A 22,099-nucleotide genomic window follows, 5' to 3' on the forward strand; every position below is an offset into this window, starting at 1 on the left:
GCATGCGGGTGACGCGTAGAATTTCCCGCTTTGCCACAGCCGCCATCGGCCGACACGGAGAGCGAAATTGCAGAACGAACCGCAGCCGCAGGCCATGCCGAAAATCCTCGTCAGCATGTGCGTGGTCGGCCATCCGGTGCGTTACAACGGCTCGGCCAAAACCGCCGCGCACGAGGCGCTCGAACGGTGGCAGCGCGAAGGGCGTCTCGTTCCCGTCTGCCCCGAGCTGGCGGGCGGCTTCGGCGTGCCGCGCCCGCCCGCCGAAATCGCGGATGGTGAATCGGGGCAGCGGGTTCTGTCGGGCGCCGCACGCATCGTCGACGTGAACGGAACCGACGTCACGGCGCCGTTCGTCTCCGGCGCGCAAACCGCGCTGGCACTCGCACGCGCGCACGATTGCCGCTTCGCGATCCTGGCCGACGGCAGTCCGTCGTGCGGCAGCACCTTCATTTATGACGGGAGTTTCGCGAACCGGCGGCATGCGGAGGCCGGTGTCACGGCGGCATTGCTTCGCCAGCACGGCATCGAGGTGTTCGCGGACAGCGAGATCGACGCGCTCGACGCACGCCTCAGGCAGATATCGCAGGCCGGTTAACGACGATGCGCGGCACGACGATTGTCGTGCCGCGCATCGTTCGGGCAACGGCGAAGCGGCGCATATCCGGCCGCTTCGCCGCGTAACGCGGGTCAGACGCGTTCGATCGCGATCGCAATGCCCTGGCCGACGCCGATGCACATCGTGCACAGCGCAAAGCGACCGTTCGTGCGATGAAGCTGGTACATCGCGGTCGTCACGAGGCGCGCGCCCGATGCGCCGAGCGGATGGCCCAGCGCGATCGCGCCGCCGTTCGGGTTCACGCGCGGATCGTCGTCGGCGACGCCGAGCATGCGCAACACCGCGAGGCCCTGCGACGCGAACGCCTCGTTCAGCTCGATCACGTCGAACTGGTCGATCGTCATCCCGAGCCGCGCGAGCAGCTTCTGCGTGGCCGGCGCGGGGCCGATGCCCATCACGCGCGGCGCGACGCCGGCCGTCGCGATGCCCAGCACGCGTGCGCGCGGCGTGAGACCGAAGCGCTTCGCGGTTTCCTCGTTCGCGAGCAGCAGCGCAGCGGCGCCGTCGTTGACGCCCGACGCGTTGCCGGCCGTCACCGAGCCGTCCGGGCGCACGACGCCCTTCAGCTTCGCGAGGGTTTCGAGCGACGTCTCGCGCGGATGCTCGTCGCGCGACACGACCACCGGATCGCCCTTCTTCTGCGCAATCGTGACAGCGACGATTTCCTCGGCGAGCGTGCCGTCCTGCTGCGCACGCGCGGCCTTTTGCTGGCTGCGCAGCGCGAACAGGTCCTGGTCGGCACGGCTGATGTTGTAGTCGACCGCGACGTTCTCGGCCGTCTCCGGCATCGAATCGACGCCGTGAAGCTGTTTCATCAGCGGATTGACGAAGCGCCAGCCGATCGTCGTATCGTAGATGTCGGCCTGGCGCGCGAACGCGCTCGCGGCCTTACCCATCACGAACGGCGCGCGCGTCATGCTCTCGACGCCGCCCGCGACCATCAACGCGGCCTCGCCCGACTTGATCGCACGGGCGGCCACACCGACCGCATCCATCCCGGAGCCGCACAGCCGGTTGATCGTCGAACCCGGCACGCCCTGCGGCAGGCCCGCGAGCAGCAGCGACATGCGCGCGACGTTGCGGTTGTCTTCGCCGGCCTGGTTCGCGCAGCCGTAGATCACGTCGTCGATCGCCGTCCAGTCGACGTCGCGGTTGCGCTCGACGAGCGCCTTGAGCGGCACCGCGCCCAGGTCGTCGGCACGCACGCCGGACAGCGCGCCGCCGTAACGGCCGATAGGGGTACGGATCGCATCACACAGAAAAGCTTCGGTCATCAGTGTCTCCTGTCGATCGGACTTGGCGCTTTAGCGCTTAGTCCGATCCCATGGCGTGGTTGGCTGGAGTTAGCGCTTTAGCGCTTACTTCAGCCCCACGGCGGTCGATCAGAGTGGGCGCGCTAGCGCTGGCTCCGGCCACATGCAAGGCTGGGAAATGAACGGGGCGCGCCCCTTGCATAACCCGCCGGGATGCGCTTAAATGTTCTATATACGAACATAAGATCGTGTATCGAACGTTCAACGCATCATAGGGAGTGCGGGGACGACCTGTCAAGCGCCTGGTCCGCCGCGCGGTTGGCGTGTCAGGCCCCATGCGCTATCTTCTCGGCTGCACGATATTCCACCCGCTCATGACAACCGAAGACACTCAGAAACCCGGCGACTCCTATGTGCAGTCGTTCGCGCGCGGCCTCGCGGTGATCCGCGCGTTCGACGCGGCGCGTCCGGAGCAGACCCTCACCGAGGTCGCGTCGGCTACCGGCCTGACGCGCGCGGGCGCGCGCCGGATCCTGCTCACGCTGCAGACGCTCGGCTACGTCGAGGCCGACGGCCGGCTGTTCCGGCTCACGCCAAAGATCCTCGAGCTCGGCTTCGCGTACCTGACGTCGATGCCGTTCTGGAATCTCGCCGATCCCGTGATGGAGCAGTTGTCCGCGCAGATCCACGAAAGCTGCTCGGCCGCGGTGCTCGACCGTACCGAGATCGTCTACGTGCTGCGCGTGCCGACGCACAAGATCATGACGATCAACCTGTCGATCGGCAGCAGGCTGCCCGCGTACTGCACGTCGATGGGCCGCGTGCTGCTGTCCGCGCTCGACGACGCGGCGCTCGACGAAACGCTCGCGCAGAGCAACATCCGCGCGCACACGCCGCGCACGATCACGGACCTCGGCGAACTGAAGGCGACGATCGCACAGGTGCGCCAGCAAGGCTGGGCCGTGGTCGACCAGGAACTCGAAGTGGGCCTGATGTCGATCTCCGCGCCGATCCGCAACCGGCGCGGGCAGATCATCGCGGCGATGAACATCAGCGGCAACGCGCAGCGGCATACCGCGAAGCAGATGGTGAAGGAGTTTCTCGGGCCGCTGCAGCAGGCCTCGCAGACGGTGTCGGAGCTGGTGGCACGGCGAGGGTGAGCGGCCAGCTCGAGATTGCCGTATCGGCGATACGACAATCCACTCATAAAAAAACGGGCAGCACAAGCTGCCCGCCAACTCTGACCCTCTTGCAACGTTCTTCTCACGGAACACGGAGCAAACTCCGCGCTGCACAATTTAGTGACGCGCGGAAGCCCGGTCAATTTGACGAGAACGAAATTGCACGGAGCCGATCGGACAGCGCGCCCGCCGCGCCCCTCACGCGCCGAGCAACATCCCCGTGCGCACCGGCACCGTGCCCGTCACGCGGCCGAGCGGCGCACCGGCCGTCACGAAGCGGATCGCGCGCCGCATGTAGAACACGCCGTCGGTCCCGCTCGAGATTGTCGTGATCGCATCCGTCAGCGGATCGACGATGTCGAACAGAGGATCGCCGGCGCGGATCGTCGCGCCGATCGCCGCACGGTGCACGAGAATCCCGCTCACCGGCGCGTAGAACTGCTCGCTGCCCGCGAGCGGCGTGGCCCGCGCGGCAAGCGGCGGTAGCGGCGCGCGTTCGCCCCGCACCACGCCGCGCCACACCAGATAGTCGACGAGCGCATCGGCATCGCGTTCCGCATATTCATACGTCACGTCGCGCTGGCCACGGCACTCGACCGTCACGGCCACGGTGCCGGCCGCCATCGGCGTGCCGTCCGGCAAGTGCTGCCGCAACTGCGACCACAGCAGGTGATGCGCATCGTCGAACGCATGCCCGCCGGAATCCTCCGCGAGCAGCGACACGTCCGCGCCGAGATAGCGCGCCAGCGGCTCGACCTCCGGCCACGCGGTGTCGCTCGTATACACGTGCATCACCGCTTCGAGCGAACAATGCAGGTCGATCACGACATCGGCGTCATGCGACAGCTTCAGCAGCGCGAGTTGCAGCGCGTCGAATTCGGTGCGCGGCGCGATATCGTCGAGCGTCGCGCCGACGCATTCGCGCACGATCGCGCGATTGCGTTCGGGGTCGTCGCCGAGCCGGTCGCGCGCACGCGCGGCGATTTCCGCGAGCGGCAGGAAGTCGCGATTGAAGTTGCGGCCGCTTGCCAGGTCGAAGCGGCCGATGAACTGCCCGAGCAGATGATGATTGAGGCCGATCGGGTTCGCGACCGGCACGAGCACGATCCCGGCCGCGAGCCGGCCTGCGGCGTCAAGCTGCGCGAGACGCTGCTTCAGCACGAACGCCGCGAGCATCGCGGGCGTCTCGTCCGCGTGCAGCGCGGCCTGCAGGTAGATCTTGCGACCGGCATCGGCCGGCCCGAAATGAAAGCTCGTCAGCGTGCGCTGCGTGCCGATCGACGGCGACTGGAGCGGCGTGGTGCGAATCTGCATCGATGGTCTCGAACGGATTAAAACGGGGGAATCGGGGAAATCGGCATGCGCGGCGCTCAGTCGCCGTACGGGTTGAAATCGAAATACTTCTTCGCGATCCTGTCGTAGGTGCCGTCCTTCAGCATCGACGCGATCGCGCCGTCGATCGACGCCTTGAGCGCCGTATCGGACTGCCGCATGCCGATGCCGACACCGCGATCGCCCATATCGAGCGGCGCACCGACAAACGCAAAGCCCTTGCCGCGCGGCTGGCGCAGGAACCCGTAATCGGCTTCCACCGTGCCGAGCAGCGCGGCGTCGAGACGGCCGTTGACGAGATCGGCGAACACGTCGTCCTGGCTCTTGTACGGCACCACGCCGACGCCGGCCGGCGCCCAGTGCGCGAGCGCCCACGATTCGAACTGCGTGCCCGACTGCACGCCGACGCGCTTGCCGGCCAGCGACGCCGCCGAACTGCCGAGCCCGCTCTCGGGCCGCGCGACGAGCCGCGACTTGAAACGGAACAGCTTCGACGAGAACAGGATCTGCTTCTCGCGCTTCTCGGTGATCGCCATCGACGACAGGATCGCGTCGATCTTGCGCGCCTGCAGCGCGGGGATCATCCCGGAGAACTCGAGCTCGACCCACTGGCAGTGCAACTGCGCGCGACGGCAGATCTCGTTGCCGAGATCGACGTCGAAACCCTTCAGGCTGCCGTCGGGCGCCTTCGCGTCCATCGGCGGATAGGTCGGGTCGATGCCGAGACGCACGACGTGCGCGTCGAGCGCGCTGGCGGATGTCGCCGCCAATCCAATGCACAGGGAAACGAGCGGGACGAGGAAGCGTTTCATGGTCGACGCGAGGCAGGAAAAGGGGCAAACGGCATGAGCCGGACTGCCGGCGATCGTAGTGCGCGCGCGCCGCCGCCGGAATCATCGGCTGCCTTATCATGATCACCATTTCCGATCACCGACATCGCGCTTGCCCATGGCGTTCACGCTATCCCAGCTTCGCATCTTCCAGGCTGTCGTCGAGCACGGCAGCCTGCGCGCCGCGGCACGTGCGCTCGACCTCGCGCAAAGCGGCGTCACGCAGCAACTGCAAAGCCTCGAGGCGACGCTCGGCGCGACGCTGTTCACGCGCACCAATCGCGGCATCGTGCCGACGGCCGTCGGCCAGCGGCTGCTCGCGCGCTCCGGTTCGATCCTCGGCGAGTGCGAGCAGGTCGAGCGCGAAATCCGGCAACTGAGCGGCGCATACGAAGGCACCGTCACGCTCGGTCTCGTGACCGAACCGCTGATCGACGCGTTCGCGCCCGTGCTGACCGCGTTTCGCGCGCGCTTCGACAAGGTCGACGTGCACCTGCGCACCGGCACGTCGCGGATGATGATCGGCTGGCTACGGGAAAGTGCGATCGATTTCGCGATCTCGCACGTCGCGAAGCAGACCGACACGACCGACCTCGCGGTCACGCCGCTGCATGCGTCGGCGCCGGTGGTCGTCTGCCGCAACGGGCATCCGGCGATGCACGCGCAATCGCTCGCGGAACTGACCGGCTACGCGTGGGTGTCCACGCGCTCGCCGAACCTGAGCGCCGACCCGGTCGTCAACCGGCTGCTCGCGTACTTCGACGCGCATGGCCAGCCGCCGCCGAAGATCCTCGCGACCGTCGAAGGGATGTTCGAGACGCTGCAGCTCGTCACGCAGACCGATTGCCTCGCGCTCGAGACCGAAGCCATCACGCGGCACGGGCCGTTCGCCGCGGCGCTCGCCAAGGTGCCCGTGCGCGAGCAGGCGGAATCGCAGGACGTCTGCCTGCTGCAGCGCGCGGCCGTGCCGCTCACGCCGGCCGCGCAGGAACTCGCGACGATGCTCGCGTCGTACCTGAGGATGGTGCGCGGGCGGTAGGCGCGTCTTGCCGCCATATGCCCGTCACACCGCGCGTCAGTCCATCGACTCCCGAGCCGTCTCGCGCAGCATCGCGACCGCGATCAGCGACAGCACCACGCACGCGCCCACGTAGCCGGCCGGCGCGAGCTTGCTGCCGGTCGTCTTCACGAGCCAGGTCGCGACGAGCTGCGCGGTGCCGCCGAAGATCGTCACCGCGAGCGCATACGCGATCGAGATGCCCGTCGCGCGCACATGGCGCGGCAGCGACTCGCACATCAGCGCCATCTCCGACGCCGAGCCGAGCGAATAGAACAGCAGCATCAGCGCGGTCAGCGGCAGGATCACCGACAGCGTCGGATGATGGTTCATCAGCCAGAACGCCGGGAACAGCAGCGCGACCAGCACGCCGCGGCCGACGAAGATCGGCAGGCGCCGGCTGCCGATCCTGTCCGACAGCCAGCCGAACAGCGGGCACGTGACCAGCATCACGCAGCCCGACGCGACGCCCACGAACATCGACAGCTTCATCGGCAGGCCGAGCGTATGGATCGCGTAGGTCGGCATGTAGAAGGTCAGGATGTAGGTCGACACCGTGCCGCCCATCACCGTGAGCATCAGCAGCAGCACCGTGCGCGTGTGCTTCGAGAACAGCTCGTGCAGCACGCCGCGCTCGATCGCATGATGGCTGTCGCCGGGCGCATCGTCCGCGAGCCGGCGGCGCAGATACATGCCGACCGGCGCGATCAGCACGCCGACGAGGAACGGCAGCCGCCAGCCCCAGCTTTCGAGCGCATCCTTCGTCATCGTGTTCGACAGCAGCGCCGCGAAGCCCGAGCCCATCAGCGCGGCGCCGCCCTGCGTCGCGAGCTGCCAGCTTGCGCGGAATGCTCGGCGCGACGTGCCGCCCTGTTCGAGCAGCGTGGTGGTCGCCGCGCCGAATTCGCCGCCCTGCGAGAAGCCCTGCATCAGCCGCGCGAACACGACGAGCAGCGGCGCGGCCACGCCCGCCTGCGCATACGTCGGCGCGATCGCGATCAGGCCCGTGCCGAGCGCCATCAGCATGATCGTCAGGTTCAGCGCGGCCTTGCGCCCCTTGCGGTCCGCGTAGACGCCGAGCACGACGCTGCCCAGCGGCCGCGTGAAGAAACCGGCTGCGAATGTCGCGACCGACAGCAGCAGCGACGTGGTCGGATCGCTCGACGGGAAGAACAGCTTGCCGATCAGCACCGCGAAAAAGCCGTACACGGTGAAATCGAAGAATTCCAGCCAGTTGCCGATCACGGCCGCCGCGATCGCGCCGCGCCGCGTGACGGCGGGTGCGCCGGCTTCGACGGCCACCGCCGGTGCGGGGTGCAGTGCGAGATTGTCTTTCTGCATCATTCCGGTCTCCTTCTCAATACGGCCGGAAGCGCCGGCCGCGCGCCACCGCGATCACTGCCCCAGGTAACGCTCCACGAGACGCGTCCAGAACGCCGCGCCGATCGGCAGGTTGCGGTCGTTGAAGTCGTATTTCGGGTTGTGCACCATGCAGCCGTCCTCGCCTTCGCCGTTGCCGAGCCGCACGAACGAGCCCGGCCGCTGCTGCAGCATGAACGCGAAATCCTCGCTGCCCATCAGCAGGTCGGTCTGCTCGACCACGTGCGCGTCGCCGACCAGTTCGCGCGCGACCTGCGCGGCGAAATCCGTTTCGGCATCCGTATTGACGACGACCGGGTAGCCTTCGATGTACTCGACGTTCGCGGTCGCGCCGTAGCTCGCGGCCTGCGTTTCGGCCAGTTCGACGATGCGGCGCTTGAGCAGCGCCCGCACGTCGGGGCTGAACGAGCGCACGCTGAGTTCGAGGCGCGCGCCGTTCGGGATCACGTTGTTCGCGGTGCCCGCGTGCATCGAGCCGACCGTGACGACCGCCGGCTGTGCGGGGTCGACGTTGCGCGCGACGATCGTCTGCAATGCCATCACGATGCTCGCCGCGACGACGACCGGGTCGACCGTCAGGTGCGGCCGCGCCGCGTGGCCGCCGACGCCCTCGATCGTGATGATCGCCTTGTCGCCGGCCGACATGAACGGGCCGCGCCGCGTGAGGAAGACGCCGGGCGCCGCGCCCGGATGGTTGTGCATGCCGAACACGGCATCGCACGGGAAGCGCTCGAACAGGCCGTCGTCGATCATCTTCTTCGCGCCGCTGTCGACGCCGTGCTCTTCGGCCGGCTGGAAATACAGGTGCACGGTGCCGGAGAAATTTCGTGTCTTAGCGAGATGCTGCGCGGCGCCGAGCAGCATCGTCGTGTGGCCGTCGTGGCCGCACGCGTGCATCTTGCCGTGCGTGCCGCTTGCATACGGCAGGCCGGTCGCCTCGACGATCGGCAGCGCATCCATGTCGGCGCGAATGCCGATGCTGCGCGTGCCCTCGCCCACGTGCAGCGTGCCGACGACGCCCGTCTTGCCGACCCCGCGCGTCACCTGCCAGCCCCATTGCCCGAGCTTGTCCGCGACGAGCGCGGCCGTGTCGTGCTCTTCGTACGCAAGTTCGGGATGATGATGGATGTGGTGACGGATCTCGCGCAACCCGCCGGCGGCGGGCATCAGATCCTCGATTTCAGTGAAGCGGACGTCGGTGGTCATCAAGCGGCTCCTGCTGATTGTCAGCGTGTCAGCCGCACGCGGACGGTGCGTGCGGGAAAGCGAGCCACTATATCGAGCCGATATTGGTTCAATAAGATACGGAATTTTTCACCGCGATAAGATTTATTAATCAGGGTTAGTACGGGGGCGATCGTGTATGTGTAGTCTTCGATTAGATGATCGATTACACGGAAGAGCAGATAGCTGCCAGAGAACTCCGAAACACCGCATACCACGAAGCGGGCCACAAGTTGCTCTACGAGCGCTTCGGCGGCGCTGGCGACGCCGTCGTGTGGAAAAACGAGGGTGGCAATTCCGAGGAGTGCGCGTGGCTCGGCCAGTTCCGTCCCCGCACCTGCCCCGAGGAGACGCACAAGGTGGCGTTGAAACATGGGGTTGCGGTTCCCGAGCTACCTGCGAACCGGAAAATGCTCGTCGGCATGTCTGGCCTGTTGGCCGAAGAAATCCTGAGCGGTGAGCCAGATGCTGGACGCAGCTTCGCGGGCTTCGGTTCTGCTGGATGCTCCTAGATTGGCCGCAATCAATCCCCTAAGGCTTCGGAAATGCGATTTTGTTGAAAGCCGAAATCCTTGAAAATACGTCGGAAATGAATTCAATAAACACTATGGCCCGTGTTGGAAGCAACCTGTTTGCAACATAGACAATCTGAACAGGGACGGCCGGAGCAAAGTGCCCGGTCAGAATTAACTGCAAACGACCGCTTTTTAACCCTTCCTCGAACAGCCATTCCGGCCCATGCCCGACCCCTAACCCTGCCGTGACCGCTGCTCGAACGGCCTCGGGTGAGTTGACCCGCAATCTCCCAGAGACCGGAATATCGGCGTCACGAAAGCGCCATGTCGCACCGGACGACAGCAAAGTGTAGACCACGCAATCATGTTCGCGCAGGTCATCAGGTGTGTCCGGAACTCCGCGTTTCGCCAGATAGTCCTTGCTGGCCACGACCACACGCTCGTACATTCCTATGCGCCTGGCGCGTAGCGCACTGTCCTCCAGATGTCCAATGCGAATCGCGAGCTCGACTCCCTCGTCTACAAGGTTCACGTAGCGATCGCTGATCTGAAGATCCAGCGTCAATCTGGGATACCGCTCCAGAAAGACCGGAACCTGAGGCAACACATATGCATGCGCTAACGCCGTGGGACAGGCCACGCGCAAGAGTCCCGATGGATCGACACTGTTCCTGAAAGACGATTCAGATTCGTCCACCGCGTCAAGAATCCGGCGGATATCTGCATAGTAGCGTTCACCCTCGGGCGTCAGGGCAAGCTTTCGTGTGGATCGGTGCAGCAGCCGCGTTTGGAGATGGTCCTCCAGCGCGGCTACATAGCGGCTGACGTTGGGTTGGCCCAATCCCAAATCTCGCCCTGCAGCAGAAAAACTCCCCGTCTCGACGGCCCGTGCGAAGCACGTCATCAAGAGAAATCGGTCCACGCGGCCCCCAATTCATGCAACAGAAGCATGAAATATATTCAAAGCAGACATCTTATCGCCACATCAGCATAGGTGCACATTTCTCCCTGTCGACCACGGTTGGTTGTCACTTACAGGAGAAGTCAATGTCGCGCTTGCAAGGTAAACGCACCCTTATCACCGGCGGCACCAGCGGCATCGGTCTGGAAACCGCGAAGCAGTTTTTGGCCGAGGGCGCCCGCGTCGTCGTCACGGGAGTCAATCCCGATTCGATCGCCAAGGCGCAAGCCGAACTTGGACCCGAGGTTCCGGTTCTACGGGCCGACTCGGCCAGCGTCGCTGCCCAAAAGGAACTGGCACGAGCCATCAAGGATCACTATGGCCAACTAGACGTTGCCTTTCTCAATGCTGGTGTATCCGTCTGGTTGCCGATCGAGGAATGGACGGAAGAGATGTTCGATCGCTCGTTCGATGTCAATGTCAAGGGACCGTACTTCTTGCTCCAGGCGTTGCTGCCGGTGTTCGCTCGCCCGGCGTCGGTCGTGCTCAACACGTCCGTCAGTGCGCATGTTGGCGCAGAGCGCTCCTCCGTTTATGCGGCCACCAAGGCTGCGGTGCTGAATATGTCGAAGACGCTTTCGGCGGAACTGCTTGGACGCGGCGTCCGCATCAATGCGGTCAGCCCCGGCCCGGTCGACACGCCGCTGTACGACAAGCTCGGCATCCCCGACGCCTACCGCGAACAAGTCAACAGGGATATTGCCGCCACCATCCCACTCGGCCGCTTCGGTACTCCGGAGGAGGTGGCCAAAGCCGTGCTGTACCTGGCCTCCGACGAGTCCCGTTGGACGGTCGGATCGGAAATCGTCGTGGATGGCGGTCGCATGCTCAATCGCTGATCGAGCAACGCCGGAGCCCGGGGAAAGCGTCTTCTGTTCGCGCACGAGTGGCAGGTGCTGCGTTCGGCATCACGCTTTCCCCTCCCGCGAAGCAAAGAGAGCAGAGACACGGAAAACATCCTGGTGCACTGCCGCTGCATACAGACCATTCGAGCCTTACATGACAATGCCCTCGCTTACTCTGATAAGTCACCCTCTGTGCCCGTTCGTCCAGCGGGCCGCCATCGTTTTGCTTGAAAAGCAAGTTGCGTTCGAGCGTATCAACGTGGATCTCAACGCCAAGCCGGCTTGGTTTTTGGCACTGTCACCGACTGCCAAGGTCCCTTTGCTCCAAATCCAGCAGCCCGACGGCGAAGAAGAGATCTTGTTTGAAAGTATGGCGATTTGCGAATATCTGGACGAAACGCAACCCGGCCCACATCTCTACCCGGCCAATCCATTGGCACGCGCCAAGCATCGAGCCTGGATTGAATTTGGCTCAGCGACCCTGGGCGAGGCGTGGGGGCACTTGAACGCCAAGGACCATGCCAGCGCCGAAGTAAAAGCCACGTCGTTCAAAGAACGGCTGGTCCAACTCGAAAACGTCCTAGGCCTCGGTCCGTACTTCGACGGTGAGACCTTTGGCATGGTAGACGCGGTCTTTGCCCCCATCTTTCGCTACTTCGACACCTTAGAGACGGATGGTGTCGCGTCAATTTTCGCGGACGTTCCCAAAGTCAACGCCTGGCGTAGAAATCTCCGAGGAAGAGCTAGTGTGATCGGCGCCGTTTCTGTAGATTATCAGGCCCATTTTCTAGCGCACTTGCGACGGCAAAAGGCTGTGCTGGCCGAGAAAATGTAGGACGCGTCCCCATCGCCTCACGTGCTCTATTGGAACGCGCCCCTCCGTTACAAATCCATCCCGAGACCTTATAGCCGCAGCCGGAAGCTAAAAAAGGTTCTTCTCGGGAACCACGGCTAAAAGATGCCACACGCCTCGTGTGCTCGGAAAGACGATTGTCGAATGATCGTCATCGAGCATTCGTTCGGTGGGCAAATTATTCACTGGCTGCCAGGCTGTTTGCAGATCAATTCCAGCTCTTCCATCAAGCGACTGACCTTGAAGCGGCCAATCACCGTACCTTCCTCGCGCATCATGCCCATGATGCAGCGGCTGCCAGCGGAGCTTCGACTCTCGACGAACAACTCGTGCACACGGCTGCGCAACGCCATTCGCCCGGCATCAACGCGCTGGGCACGCTCCCGGTATGCATACAGGCAGGACCGCGATACATCGAATACCGCGCAGATCAGTTCGATCGATTCGCCTGCACCGATCTGATCGATTACTTCGTACGTTCGATGCCTTCCGACATCAAGAGCGCAGTAGCCCTTTTTAAAATGGCCTTCTCACGCTCGAGGCGTTCGATTCGCGCCTCGAGTTCCTGAATACGTTGCTGATCCGGTGTGATTGCGTTGCCCTGCGGCGTGACGCCCTGACGTTCCATCTGAAGGTGGTGCACCCAACGACGCAGCACCGTCTCGCCGACGCCGACCGAGCGACTCGCCTCCATATGGCTATAGCCCTGGTCGAGCACCAGACACGCGGCTTGCTGTTTGAACTCCGGGGAAAACGCACGACGTTGCTTGGTCATCAGACACCTCTTCTTGGCGAGCATTCTCGCCTAAATCAGTGTCCGGGTTCATTAGACCACTACACTTCGCCGGCCGAAGCCGACGCCGAAGGGGAAAATGTCGTCAGACGTGCCGCGAAATGAAGTCGTCCCGACGCTCGGCGTTGCGAACGCCTGACGCCAACTCGCCCAGGGGCAGGCGTATTGAGAGTCATACATCATTCCCGAGCTCGGCACGCCTCAACACTCAACCCTTAGGTACCTTACTTGATCTTGACCACGACCTTACCCTTGGCGCGTCCTTGCGCTAGGTACTCAAGCGCTTCCTTTGCCTGTTCAAACGGAAATACCTTGTCAATCACCGGATGGATGCGTTCTGACTTGAGCAGTTTGCCAATCTCGGCAAGTTGAGCACCGTCGGGGCGTACGAAGAGAAATGAGTAGGTGACGTCCCGCGTTCTCGCGAGACGCATGATCTTGCGACTCATTAGGCCAAATACGAACCTCAGGACGAAGTTCAGCCCGCGAGCACGGGCGAACGCTGCATCCAGCGGCCCGATAAGAGAGACGATCTTGCCTCCTTGACTCAGGATTCCTATCGACTTTTCAATCGCATCACCCCTGATCGTGCCAATCACCACATCGTAGCCGCGCAGCACTTTCTCGAACTCTTGCTTCTTGTAGTCGACTACCTCGTCCGCGCCCAGGCTCGTAACCAACGGGATATTACCCGTACTGGTGTTGGTCCCTACTTTAGCACCGAAATACTTGGCCAATTGGATCGCAAACGTGCCAATACCGCCAGATCCTGCAGGAATGAACACCTTCTGACCCGCGTGAAGATTGGCACGTTCCTTCAGCGCTTGCCAGGAAGTGAGTGCGACCATTGGAACCGAGGCGGCCTGCACGAAGTCGAGATTAGCCGGTTTTGGGGCTGCTGCACTCTCCGGTACAACGGCGAATTCGGCGATAGATCCTCTTCCAAGGTCGAACAGACTTGCAAAGATTGCGTCGCCTTTCTTGAAGCGAGTTACGCGGCTGCCAACATCGATCACAATGCCAGCCAGATCGCTCCCCATAGTCGCGGGCAGTTGGAACTTCAATACGGGTTTGAAAATTCCCGTCGGAATCATGTTGTCGATCGGGTTCACCCCCGCGGCGTGAACCTCGACCAGCAGTTCGTCGGGCTTTAGTGTGGGGCGCGGAACTTCGGCGAACCCAATCTCGGGTGATTTGCCATAGCGTTTGAATGTGAGTGCTTTCATGTTGCTCTTACTCCGATGTTGCGTTGTATTGTGAAGGCGCTGAACTGAGCCGCACTCACGCCCACGGCTGGAGTACTATCCAGCCGCTTCGACGCGAATGAGAACTTCGTCGTCGGCGAGTGAGGGATCTGGCACATCCTCATAGACCAGGGTTTCAGGGCCTCCGGTCTTATGAAATCGGACTGCTTTCATTTCTTTCTCCAAATTTCGGTGATGCTTTCGGCAAAGCGCGTCACGAATTTTGGTCGAGAATCATGCGCGCTCTGCTGGGTTCGCGAGAAACTTCATACGCCGCTGGTTCACAAAGTATTCATTGCGATAGGAACTCCAGTGCCGTGGGTACGAAGTTGGTGTAATGCTGGAAAATTCCACCATGGCCCGCGTCCTGATAAATGACGAGTTGTGCATGGGGGATGCGGCGGGCCATATCGTGGCTCAAAGCGGTGGGTACCATAATGTCGTTATCCCCATTGGCGATCAGGACAGGCATGGGCAGGTTGGTGAGGTCCTGTGGCGCCTGCTGGCCCCAAGCCTTGATCGCCTTGAGTTGATGAAGGAAGGCGCGAGGTGTAGGCCCTTTGTCACGGCCAATCTTACGTTCCTTCAACCGTTTCAAGAAGGCGCTTGCTGCCCGCCGGCCATTGGTTGTGGAGGTGAAGAACAGATAGGCCTTTGGATCGCGCAGCGTTAGCAGGCCTTTGAGCATCAGTGGCCAGGACACGGCACCCACACGATCGATGCCGTGACCGCCGGCGGGACCCGTGCCAGTGAGGATGAGCTTGCGCACCAGGCCGGGCGCCTTGAGCGCCACGTCCTGCGCCACGAATCCGCCGAGCGAGAAGCCAAGCAGGTCGACTCGATCAAAACCCATTGCGCGAATCACCGCGATGGTGTCGCGCGCCATCTCGTCCACGGTCACCGGCGCGATACCGCCGGATAAGCCAATTCCTCGATAGTCGATGGTGATAACGCGACGCTTGTGAGCCAAGCCGTCGACGATGCGCGGGTCGAAGTTATCCAGAACGGCTCCCCAATGGTTCAGCAAAACTAAAGGAATTCCGCCGTGCGGACCGAGTTCGCGGTAGGCGAAGGTAGTGCCAGCCGCCTTGACGAAGTTGTTCGGTGCTCGAGCAAACGACGGGGCCGATTGGGTGTCTGGGTTGATGCTCTTCATCATTGACTCCTTGGGTTCTACTTTCATATGTCGAGCATCATGCTGACGGGTAAAAAAAATGCAGTCGGACTTTAATCCGCGCCGCAAGCAAGATGCTCGAGTGCTGCTTCAAGCATCGATTCGGACAACGGCTCTTCGTCGACAGCGCGCGCCAGGATCACGGCCCCAATCATCGTTGCTGTGGTCGCCAGGGCACGCTTGTGCGCATCGGGCTCACCCCAATCGGCCGATTGGCGGGAGACGACTTCGATCATTTCTTTGATGCGGCGCGTAATTACGCGTCGTACAGCCGGCGCCTGACGCGGCATTTCCGTTCCCAGGGCGGCGATTGGGCAACCGACCTCCGGGTTTTTCACGTGCTCCTTGGACAGATAAGCTCGTAGGAGCGCCCGCAGGGAATGCTCGGCGGGCACTGCGGCCGTACAGCGCAAAAAGGTGGCGATGGCATCGGCGCCTGCCCGATCCGCCAACTCGACCAGCATTGCCTCTCTCGAAGCGAAATGTCCGTAAAACCCACCGTGGGTGAGGCCCGCGTGCTTCATGATGTCGCCAATGGCGACGCCGTCATACCCGCTGCGGCGGATCACGCGCGCGCCAGCGTCGACAATGCGCTCGTGCGTGGCTTCCTTTGATCGGGCGGCGGATCGTTTCATAGGACGTTCATCAGCGATGAGTTTCTAATCGCAAGCGCCTCGGCGCTCAACTGCGCGCCCGCAAACGACGCGTGCGAAACGTTCCCCAGCCGCTGCTGAATGCAGACTTCAAGAATGCTGCAAGCCCGCTCTCGTCGGGGCGCGGTTCTCTACCCCTCGCAATGCGCTTGAGCTGGCGCGTGTACCACAGCACCTCCATGATTCCGATGCGATCGACAGTCTTGAGGCCGGTACTGATTGGGTGCACCTGCTGCAGGCTGTCGCGCCCTTGAAGCAACGCGACGGGGGCATCAGGATCGATCGCGAGCAGACGCGCCAAGCCCACCACATCCAGCGCGCTGGAGTGCAGCGCCGCATTCATGCCGGCAGCCGTTCGGAAACCACCGGTCACCATCAGTGGCACTTTGACTGCTGCCCGCACCTTCTGGGAAAATTCAAGGAAGTAGGCTTCTCGGGCCGCGGTGGATTCCTTCTTCGGTTCTCGCATCGCCCCGCTCATGGCCGGCGCCTCATAGGTACCGCCAGAAATCTCGATCAGGTCGATGCCCGCGTCGGTCAACGCGCGGATTGTCTCGATCGATTCTTCTTCCGTAAATCCACCACGCTGGAAGTCGGCCGAATTGAGCTTGATGCCGACCGGGAAGTCTGGACCGACCTGCCGGCGGATTTCCGCATATACGGCCAGTACGAACCGGCGCCGCTTCTCGGGACTGCCGCCCCATTCGTCGCTGCGGCGGTTATGGTGCGGAGAAAGAAATTGGCTAATCAGATAACCATGTGCGCCATGGATCTCTACGCCACTGAACCCAGCCTTCTTGCAAATAGCCGCACTGCGCCCGAAGCGTTCGATGATTTCTTGAATCTCGGACGTGGTCGCTTCGCGCGGTGTCTCGAAGAATGCTGCCATGTCCTCGCGGAAAGGAACCGCAGAAGGCGCCAGGTTGAAGGCGTTCAAACCCTTGGTCGACTGCTTTCCGGGATGGTTAAGCTGCACCCAGATCGACGCCCCTTGCGCGGTTGCAGCCTCCGCCCACTGCCGCAGCACGGGCAAGTCTGCTTCGTCTTCGATCACGACATTCCCAGGCTCGCCCAAGGCGCGGCGGTCGATCATTACGTTGCCTGTCATGATCAGTCCGAGCCCCGAGGCAGCCCAGCGTCGGTACAACTGCACCAGGTCCGGTGTTGGGCGATTATCGTAGGTGCCCAGAGTCTCACTCATGGCGGCCTTGGCGAGCCGGTTGCGCAGAGCGCTGCCATTGGGCAGGCGCAGCGGCTGGTTAAGCAGATCGGGTTTCATGGCAACTCAGAAGACGGTGCGGTCGTAAGGCAAGACGACTTTCGGAGGCTGCAGGAACGCCGTAAGGCCCTGGAACCACAACACTTCCCGGAAGTCGCCGCTGATGGTCAGGTCTTTACTGCTCACCCCCCTGAGGAAAGCCGCTTGGGCATCCTTGGCCGACAGAATCTCGAAGCCTTTGGCGGCACTAGTAAAGGTGAGCGTGAATCGAGGAGTCGCTGCCAGTCCCGCAAACGATCGGACGGTGCCATCTTTGACAACAAAGTAGCGCCCGGCACCCGAAACCGTACGAATCTGGAATACCAGGCTCTTGGACGCGACGTAGCGTGCGGCGTTGGCGTCGCTCCTGATCTTACGTCTGAGCATCTGGGCGAATGCCCACAACAGGAACTTGAACTTAAGCATTTCGGGCCATCCTTTTGACTTGCGAAAAGTGCGTTCGGACTATGACGACCGTCGCGTCACTCGCTCAGAAACTGAATTGCGTGACCCAGGAAGCGTTGCGGGTACTGGAACTGCGCTGCGTGGCCGGCGTCCGGGTAAATGAACAACTGAGCATTTGGCAAGTTGCGAGCCATGTAAAACGAATTAACCGTCGGGACCATCACGTCGTTCACGCCATTGAGGATGAACGTCGGCTGCCGGATGTTGCGCAGATACGCAAATGGATCGTCTTCCGAGAGCCTCGGCATGTACAGCACGTTGGCCTCAATCTGCGCGATCGAGACCTCCGGCGAGGATGGCGGATCTTGGTCGGCTCGCATATGACGCCGTTCCCAGAACGCCCTTGCTGCCTGCTCAGCCTCTGCTGATCGGCCGAAGAACAGGTAGAGGAAGTCTTCGAACGCCGGGACCGGATTGACCGCTGTCGTCAACACGCGCTGCTCCATTTCGGGATTTCCCCCGCGCGGCCCGGTACCCAGCAGCATCAGCTTGCGCACGAGCTCGGGATGGCGCCAAGTCAGGTCCAGCGCCTGAAACCCTCCCAACGAAAAGCCCAGAACGTCGATTTGCTGCAAGCCGAGTGCGCGAACGAAGGCCGCTGCGTCATCGGCCATGTCCTCAATGCGCGTGCGTGGTTGCCCGCCGGAGGAAGCGACGCCGCGACCGTTGTAGAGAATGACTTCGCGGCTTTGCGCAAGACCATCCGTCATCAGTGGATCCCAGTTGTCCATGCCCCCACGGAAGTGCTGCAGGAACAGTAACGGCGGCTGCGAAGAATCTGCGTTACCCCAGCGGCGGTAGGCGAATCGAGTACCTTCGACATCCACGAAGCGCGTGGGCGTAGTGATATGGGTGTCAATCATGTTTTCACCTGTTGAGGCAGCTTCGCAGCTTCAATGCGCTAGAAATGCCAACACTTGGGGCGCAAAGTCTTCGTGGTATTGGTCGCTCCGCCGTTTGCCGCAATTGCTTTACAGACCACGGCGCCCCCTGAAACAACCAGAGGGTGCAGTGTCGGGATGCAAAAAACGGCTTCTTACAGATCAGGTACAGCCTGACGCTCGCCAAAAGCAGAAACGGCAATAGTCAGGCGTTGAGCTGATAGCGCTCGGCCGCGTGTGCTTGTCGAATGTCCGACATCAGTCCCTGGCGAGCGCCATCCAGCGCGTCCCATCGTCCGGCTACGTGCAGTGGCGGGATCGTGACCAGTTCGCGACGGTCGAACCCAATCAGTGCCGCATCAACCAGCTCTCCGACTTCCATAACTTCGGGAAGCGTGTTCACGTCGACCCCGGCACGCTCCCAGATCTCCGTGCGGGTCGCCGCCGGCAGTACCGCCTGCACGTAAACGCCCTTGGGCGACAATTCGAGGTTCAGGCCCTGCGACAGGAACAGCACGAATGCCTTGGTCGCGCCGTAGATCGACATGCCGAACTCGGGCGCGAAACCTACCACCGAGCCAATGTTGACGATCGAGCCATTACCGGACTGCACAAAGCGTGGAGCGACCGCGGCTGCAAGCCTCGTCAGCGCCGTGGTGTTGAGCGTGATCAGGCGTTCGATGCTTTCGGAGGTTTGCTGCAGGAAGCCGCCAGACTGAGCCACACCGGCATTGTTTATTAGAATTCCTATCCGATCGTCATCGCGCAGACGCGCCTCGAGCGCGGACAGATCGGTGGACTGGGTCAGGTCGGCCTGCAGCACTTCTACGGCCACACCGCTTTCCTCACGCAGGCGCGTTGCCAAGGCATCCAGTCGCGCCTTGTCACGGGCGACAAGGACGAGGTCATGGCCACGCCGAGCGAAGCGCTCGGCGTAGGTGGCGCCGATGCCGCTGGAGGCGCCGGTGATGAGGACTGTCGGAAGCGTGGTCATGGGTACTTTCCTTTGCAAGGGTTCTTCTGGCGGAGACTCAGTCAAGGGCACGAGCTTTAGCCGGAGATCGTCGGATAATCGATGTAGCCCACAGCGCCGCCGCCATAGAGCGTCGCCGGGTTGAGCTGCGTCAGGGGGGCGCCGTGCTGCAGGCGTTCGACCAGGTCCGGGTTGCTGATAAACGGACGGCCGAACGCGAACAGGTCGGCCCTGCCCTCATTGAGTTGAGTGGTGGCGAATTCCAAGTCGTAGCCGTTGTTGGCTAGATAGGTCTGCTTGAAACGGCGGCGCAGCGCGTCATAGTCGAACGCGGCGATATCGCGTGGGCCGCCAGTCGCACCTTCGACTACGTGCAGATAGACGACGCCCTGGGCGCTGAGCTGTTCGGCGATGTAGTCGTACTGCGCTTGCGGATCGCTGCAGGAAATGCCGTTGGCCGGCGAAACGGGCGAGATGCGCACGCCAGTGCGTTCGGCGCCGATTTCCTTGACCACTGCGGCGACCACCTCGAGCAGCAGGCGCGCACGGTTTTCGATCGAGCCGCCGTAGTCGTCGGTGCGATGGTTGGCCCCGTCCTTGATGAACTGCTCCAGCAGATATCCGTTGGCGCCGTGAATTTCCACTCCGTCGAAACCAGCGGCAATAGCGTTGGCGGCAGCCTGTCGAAAATCGTTCACGATGCCCGGCAGCTCGGCAAGTTCCAGTGCGCGTGGTTCGGACACGTCGGCAAATCCGTTGTTGACGAAAGTCTTCGTCTCGGCGCGGAGAGCGGAAGGTGCGACCGGCGCCGTACCGCCAGGTTGCAGGTCAGTGTGCGAGACGCGGCCCACATGCCAGAGCTGCACGAAGATGCGTCCACCCTTGGCATGTACGGCGTCCGTGACCTTCCGCCAGCCAGCGATCTGCTCGGGCGTGTACAGGCCGGGAGTGTCCTGATAGCCCTGGGCCTGGGCCGAAACCTGAGTGGCCTCCGTGATGATCAGGCCGGCCGACGCACGCTGGGCGTAGTAGGTCGCGGCATGCTCGCTGGGCACCAACCCGGCGCCGGCACGGTTGCGGGTCAGCGGTGCCATGACGATGCGATTGGCGAGCGTCAGGCCACCAAGGGCGTACGGCTCGAAAAGCGTTTTCTCCGACATGTTGTTCCAGCGTCTGGTGGTGGGAATGAGTTAATGATGATGACCATAATCAAAAGTGTCAAGACTTTGATGACGACCAACATCAATGTATAGTCAGGCCATCAGACAGGAACGCGCCCACGGAGAGGAAAAGTGAAAGTCACCAAGGCACAGGCCCAGGCCAACCGGGCCCACGTTGTTGAGACAGCGTCGACGCTGTTCAGGGAGCGCGGTTTTGATGGGGTCGGAGTAGCGGATCTGATGGGCGCAGCTGGGTTCACCCACGGCGGCTTCTACAAGCACTTCCGCTCAAAGGCCGATCTGATGGCGGAATCGGCGGCCTGCGGCATGGCGCAGACCGTTGCGCTGTCGGCTGGGGTGGACGCATCGGAATTCGTGCGACTGTATCTCGCGCGCGAGCACCGCGACTCGCGCGCAACCGGCTGCACGATGGCCGCGCTGGGTGGGGATGCCGCGCGTCAACCCGAAGCGGTCCGGGCCACATTCGCGGACGGCATCGAAAGACTGCTGGCGGCGTTAGTCCAAGAACGTGATTCGTCAGACGGTGCAGACTCGGCGGAGGCCCGAGCCAACTGCCTCGACATCATGGCGCATGCGGTCGGCGCCATTGTGTTGTCGCGCGCGTGCCCGGATGATTCTCCACTGGCCGACGAAATCCTGACGGTATGCCGCGACAAGATTCTCGCGACACTGGGCCCGTCGGCGACAGCGCGCGAACCAGGTCGCAATCAGGGTAACGACAGCTCCGCCAAGTCAAATTGACATCGGGCGCCGACGGCCACCTGGAAGGTATTGGAGATCATGGAATACGAGAGCTCCGACAACTGTTGTTCCCTGCGGGGCCGACTATCGTTCTCTTCTTTTATCCGTACAGGCGCACGAGCAGACCCGCATTTCTGCCGTTTGGATGATCTGTTGACATGACGCCTTATAGCTTGAGGAGAGGTGAGGGATTGAACCGTGGAACGACGAGTGTCAGATGCTCGCACGCCCGGCTCAGCGCAACGTAGAGCAGGCATCGATTCTTCTCGTTGGCAACGAGGTTGTTGGCGTCACGGGGGACCAAGAGCGCTCTTCGGGTTTCCAGCCCCTTCGACTTGTGGATGGTGCTAATCGCTTGAGGCGGCGACTGGCCTTTCCGTACGCCGCGTTGATGCGTCAGTCTCGTGAGAACGGTATTGATGTCCGGGTCCGTATGTATCTGGCGCGCCTCAGCGAATTCCCGCCCCAGATCGATCCGGATGTCGCGAAAATTTGCGCTCGTCTGCATCAACTGATGAATCAGCTCACCGAAAAATCGGAGCCGGGCACCAGCTCGGGATAACGCGTCAACGATATCCGCATCTAATCGAAGATGACACGTGTATGTCAGATTCGATTAGATGCGGATATCGGCGCTCGGCGCATGGCCGGCACGCCGCGCCGCTGCCGCATGGCTTGCGGCAGATGCT

General features: G+C 62.5%; 22 protein-coding genes and 1 pseudogene. 8 read left to right on the forward strand and 15 right to left on the reverse strand.

Going from position 1 to position 22,099, the window contains the following annotated elements; genetic code table 11:
- Window positions 1–67: 67 nt before the first annotated feature.
- Window positions 68–595 (forward strand): DUF523 domain-containing protein, encoded by a 528-nt coding sequence (locus FPJ27_RS17890; RefSeq protein ID WP_204422002.1) that lies wholly within the window; start codon window positions 68–70, stop codon window positions 593–595.
- Between the two features lie 92 nt (window positions 596–687).
- On the opposite strand, the gene pcaF is transcribed toward FPJ27_RS17890, so the two are convergent.
- A complete protein-coding gene (gene pcaF, locus FPJ27_RS17895) occupies window positions 688–1,890 on the reverse strand; it encodes a 3-oxoadipyl-CoA thiolase (RefSeq protein WP_204422003.1) in 1,203 nt (400 codons plus the stop codon).
- A gap of 353 nt (window positions 1,891–2,243) precedes the next feature.
- Here pcaF and FPJ27_RS17900 point away from each other — a divergent pair, with 353 nt between their 5' ends.
- Complete coding sequence (locus FPJ27_RS17900) at window positions 2,244–3,029, forward strand: IclR family transcriptional regulator (RefSeq protein WP_204422004.1); 786 nt, start codon at window positions 2,244–2,246, stop codon at window positions 3,027–3,029.
- Between the two features lie 219 nt (window positions 3,030–3,248).
- On the opposite strand, the gene FPJ27_RS17905 is transcribed toward FPJ27_RS17900, so the two are convergent.
- Both FPJ27_RS17905 and FPJ27_RS17910 read right to left on the reverse strand, forming a co-directional pair.
- Window positions 3,249–4,364, reverse strand: a complete 1,116-nt coding sequence (locus FPJ27_RS17905; protein WP_204422005.1) for a succinylglutamate desuccinylase/aspartoacylase family protein — start codon at window positions 4,362–4,364, stop codon at window positions 3,249–3,251.
- Window positions 4,365–4,420: 56 nt separating this feature from the next.
- A complete protein-coding gene (locus FPJ27_RS17910; RefSeq protein ID WP_204422006.1) occupies window positions 4,421–5,194 on the reverse strand; it encodes a transporter substrate-binding domain-containing protein in 774 nt (257 codons plus the stop codon).
- Between the two features lie 136 nt (window positions 5,195–5,330).
- Between FPJ27_RS17910 and FPJ27_RS17915 the strand changes: the two genes are divergently transcribed.
- Window positions 5,331–6,251 (forward strand): LysR family transcriptional regulator, encoded by a 921-nt coding sequence (locus FPJ27_RS17915; RefSeq protein WP_204422007.1) that lies wholly within the window; start codon window positions 5,331–5,333, stop codon window positions 6,249–6,251.
- A 36-nt stretch (window positions 6,252–6,287) separates the two neighbouring features.
- Here FPJ27_RS17915 and FPJ27_RS17920 read toward each other — a convergent pair whose 3' ends face one another.
- Together FPJ27_RS17920 and FPJ27_RS17925 are read right to left on the reverse strand one after the other, a co-directional pair.
- Entirely contained in the window at window positions 6,288–7,610 is a 1,323-nt protein-coding gene (locus tag FPJ27_RS17920; RefSeq protein ID WP_204423249.1) for an MFS transporter, read from the reverse strand.
- 54 nt (window positions 7,611–7,664) lie between these two features.
- Window positions 7,665–8,855, reverse strand: a complete 1,191-nt coding sequence (locus tag FPJ27_RS17925) for a M20 aminoacylase family protein (protein WP_072445230.1) — start codon at window positions 8,853–8,855, stop codon at window positions 7,665–7,667.
- Between the two features lie 176 nt (window positions 8,856–9,031).
- On the opposite strand from FPJ27_RS17925, the gene FPJ27_RS17930 reads away from it, so the two are divergent.
- Window positions 9,032–9,385: a hypothetical protein gene (locus FPJ27_RS17930; protein ID WP_239483225.1), complete on the forward strand. Its 354-nt coding sequence runs from the start codon at window positions 9,032–9,034 to the stop codon at window positions 9,383–9,385.
- Between the two features lie 19 nt (window positions 9,386–9,404).
- Here FPJ27_RS17930 and FPJ27_RS17935 read toward each other — a convergent pair whose 3' ends face one another.
- Window positions 9,405–10,292, reverse strand: coding sequence for a LysR family transcriptional regulator (locus FPJ27_RS17935; RefSeq protein WP_204423250.1), 888 nt, complete (start codon window positions 10,290–10,292; stop codon window positions 9,405–9,407).
- Window positions 10,293–10,435: 143 nt separating this feature from the next.
- Here FPJ27_RS17935 and FPJ27_RS17940 point away from each other — a divergent pair, with 143 nt between their 5' ends.
- On the forward strand, window positions 10,436–11,188 hold the full coding sequence (locus FPJ27_RS17940; RefSeq protein WP_204422008.1) for an SDR family oxidoreductase: 753 nt from the start codon (window positions 10,436–10,438) through the stop codon (window positions 11,186–11,188).
- Between the two features lie 160 nt (window positions 11,189–11,348).
- Window positions 11,349–12,029 (forward strand): glutathione S-transferase family protein, encoded by a 681-nt coding sequence (locus FPJ27_RS17945; protein WP_204422009.1) that lies wholly within the window; start codon window positions 11,349–11,351, stop codon window positions 12,027–12,029.
- A 206-nt stretch (window positions 12,030–12,235) separates the two neighbouring features.
- Here the strand turns inward: FPJ27_RS17945 and FPJ27_RS36585 are convergent.
- The 9 genes and pseudogenes from FPJ27_RS36585 to FPJ27_RS17995 form a co-directional block, all read right to left on the reverse strand.
- Window positions 12,236–12,822: pseudogene (locus tag FPJ27_RS36585) on the reverse strand (transposase); the annotation flags it as partial.
- A gap of 242 nt (window positions 12,823–13,064) precedes the next feature.
- Complete coding sequence (locus tag FPJ27_RS17960) at window positions 13,065–14,066, reverse strand: NADP-dependent oxidoreductase (protein ID WP_072440273.1); 1,002 nt, start codon at window positions 14,064–14,066, stop codon at window positions 13,065–13,067.
- 310 nt (window positions 14,067–14,376) lie between these two features.
- The gene (locus FPJ27_RS17965; RefSeq protein WP_204422011.1) at window positions 14,377–15,240 is read right to left on the reverse strand and encodes an alpha/beta hydrolase; all 864 of its coding nucleotides are present in this window, start codon (window positions 15,238–15,240) and stop codon (window positions 14,377–14,379) included.
- Between the two features lie 71 nt (window positions 15,241–15,311).
- Window positions 15,312–15,893: a TetR/AcrR family transcriptional regulator gene (locus FPJ27_RS17970; protein ID WP_072440271.1), complete on the reverse strand. Its 582-nt coding sequence runs from the start codon at window positions 15,891–15,893 to the stop codon at window positions 15,312–15,314.
- 46 nt (window positions 15,894–15,939) lie between these two features.
- Window positions 15,940–17,190, reverse strand: a complete 1,251-nt coding sequence (locus FPJ27_RS17975; protein ID WP_072440270.1) for an NADH:flavin oxidoreductase/NADH oxidase family protein — start codon at window positions 17,188–17,190, stop codon at window positions 15,940–15,942.
- Window positions 17,191–17,196: 6 nt separating this feature from the next.
- A complete protein-coding gene (locus FPJ27_RS17980; RefSeq protein WP_072440268.1) occupies window positions 17,197–17,595 on the reverse strand; it encodes a helicase in 399 nt (132 codons plus the stop codon).
- 56 nt (window positions 17,596–17,651) lie between these two features.
- Window positions 17,652–18,497, reverse strand: coding sequence for an alpha/beta hydrolase (locus tag FPJ27_RS17985; RefSeq protein WP_072440266.1), 846 nt, complete (start codon window positions 18,495–18,497; stop codon window positions 17,652–17,654).
- Window positions 18,498–18,720: 223 nt separating this feature from the next.
- On the reverse strand, window positions 18,721–19,509 hold the full coding sequence (locus FPJ27_RS17990) for an SDR family oxidoreductase (RefSeq protein WP_072440264.1): 789 nt from the start codon (window positions 19,507–19,509) through the stop codon (window positions 18,721–18,723).
- Between the two features lie 56 nt (window positions 19,510–19,565).
- On the reverse strand, window positions 19,566–20,648 hold the full coding sequence (locus FPJ27_RS17995) for an alkene reductase (protein ID WP_204422012.1): 1,083 nt from the start codon (window positions 20,646–20,648) through the stop codon (window positions 19,566–19,568).
- A 132-nt stretch (window positions 20,649–20,780) separates the two neighbouring features.
- Between FPJ27_RS17995 and FPJ27_RS18000 the strand changes: the two genes are divergently transcribed.
- Both FPJ27_RS18000 and FPJ27_RS36590 read left to right on the forward strand, forming a co-directional pair.
- Window positions 20,781–21,410, forward strand: coding sequence for a TetR family transcriptional regulator (locus FPJ27_RS18000; protein WP_175960074.1), 630 nt, complete (start codon window positions 20,781–20,783; stop codon window positions 21,408–21,410).
- A gap of 217 nt (window positions 21,411–21,627) precedes the next feature.
- Window positions 21,628–21,972, forward strand: a complete 345-nt coding sequence (locus FPJ27_RS36590; protein ID WP_239483226.1) for a hypothetical protein — start codon at window positions 21,628–21,630, stop codon at window positions 21,970–21,972.
- Window positions 21,973–22,099: the final 127 nt, after the last annotated feature.

Source organism: Burkholderia sp. MS455, from assembly GCF_016899445.1.
Classification (GTDB): Bacteria; Pseudomonadota; Gammaproteobacteria; order Burkholderiales; family Burkholderiaceae; genus Burkholderia; species Burkholderia pyrrocinia_C.

Coding starts and splice junctions, on each gene's coding strand:
- pcaF (WP_204422003.1), bottom strand. CDS start 1,890: ATGACCGAAGCTTTTCTGTGTGATGCGATCCGTACCCCTATCGGCCGT.
- FPJ27_RS17900 (WP_204422004.1), top strand. CDS start 2,244: ATGACAACCGAAGACACTCAGAAACCCGGCGACTCCTATGTGCAGTCG.
- FPJ27_RS17905 (WP_204422005.1), bottom strand. CDS start 4,364: ATGCAGATTCGCACCACGCCGCTCCAGTCGCCGTCGATCGGCACGCAG.
- FPJ27_RS17910 (WP_204422006.1), bottom strand. CDS start 5,194: ATGAAACGCTTCCTCGTCCCGCTCGTTTCCCTGTGCATTGGATTGGCG.
- FPJ27_RS17915 (WP_204422007.1), top strand. CDS start 5,331: ATGGCGTTCACGCTATCCCAGCTTCGCATCTTCCAGGCTGTCGTCGAG.
- FPJ27_RS17920 (WP_204423249.1), bottom strand. CDS start 7,610: ATGCAGAAAGACAATCTCGCACTGCACCCCGCACCGGCGGTGGCCGTC.
- FPJ27_RS17925 (WP_072445230.1), bottom strand. CDS start 8,855: ATGACCACCGACGTCCGCTTCACTGAAATCGAGGATCTGATGCCCGCC.
- FPJ27_RS17930 (WP_239483225.1), top strand. CDS start 9,032: ATGATCGATTACACGGAAGAGCAGATAGCTGCCAGAGAACTCCGAAAC.
- FPJ27_RS17935 (WP_204423250.1), bottom strand. CDS start 10,292: ATGACGTGCTTCGCACGGGCCGTCGAGACGGGGAGTTTTTCTGCTGCA.
- FPJ27_RS17940 (WP_204422008.1), top strand. CDS start 10,436: ATGTCGCGCTTGCAAGGTAAACGCACCCTTATCACCGGCGGCACCAGC.
- FPJ27_RS17945 (WP_204422009.1), top strand. CDS start 11,349: ATGACAATGCCCTCGCTTACTCTGATAAGTCACCCTCTGTGCCCGTTC.
- FPJ27_RS17960 (WP_072440273.1), bottom strand. CDS start 14,066: ATGAAAGCACTCACATTCAAACGCTATGGCAAATCACCCGAGATTGGG.
- FPJ27_RS17965 (WP_204422011.1), bottom strand. CDS start 15,240: ATGAAGAGCATCAACCCAGACACCCAATCGGCCCCGTCGTTTGCTCGA.
- FPJ27_RS17970 (WP_072440271.1), bottom strand. CDS start 15,893: ATGAAACGATCCGCCGCCCGATCAAAGGAAGCCACGCACGAGCGCATT.
- FPJ27_RS17975 (WP_072440270.1), bottom strand. CDS start 17,190: ATGAAACCCGATCTGCTTAACCAGCCGCTGCGCCTGCCCAATGGCAGC.
- FPJ27_RS17980 (WP_072440268.1), bottom strand. CDS start 17,595: ATGCTTAAGTTCAAGTTCCTGTTGTGGGCATTCGCCCAGATGCTCAGA.
- FPJ27_RS17985 (WP_072440266.1), bottom strand. CDS start 18,497: ATGATTGACACCCATATCACTACGCCCACGCGCTTCGTGGATGTCGAA.
- FPJ27_RS17990 (WP_072440264.1), bottom strand. CDS start 19,509: ATGACCACGCTTCCGACAGTCCTCATCACCGGCGCCTCCAGCGGCATC.
- FPJ27_RS17995 (WP_204422012.1), bottom strand. CDS start 20,648: ATGTCGGAGAAAACGCTTTTCGAGCCGTACGCCCTTGGTGGCCTGACG.
- FPJ27_RS36590 (WP_239483226.1), top strand. CDS start 21,628: ATGCTCGCACGCCCGGCTCAGCGCAACGTAGAGCAGGCATCGATTCTT.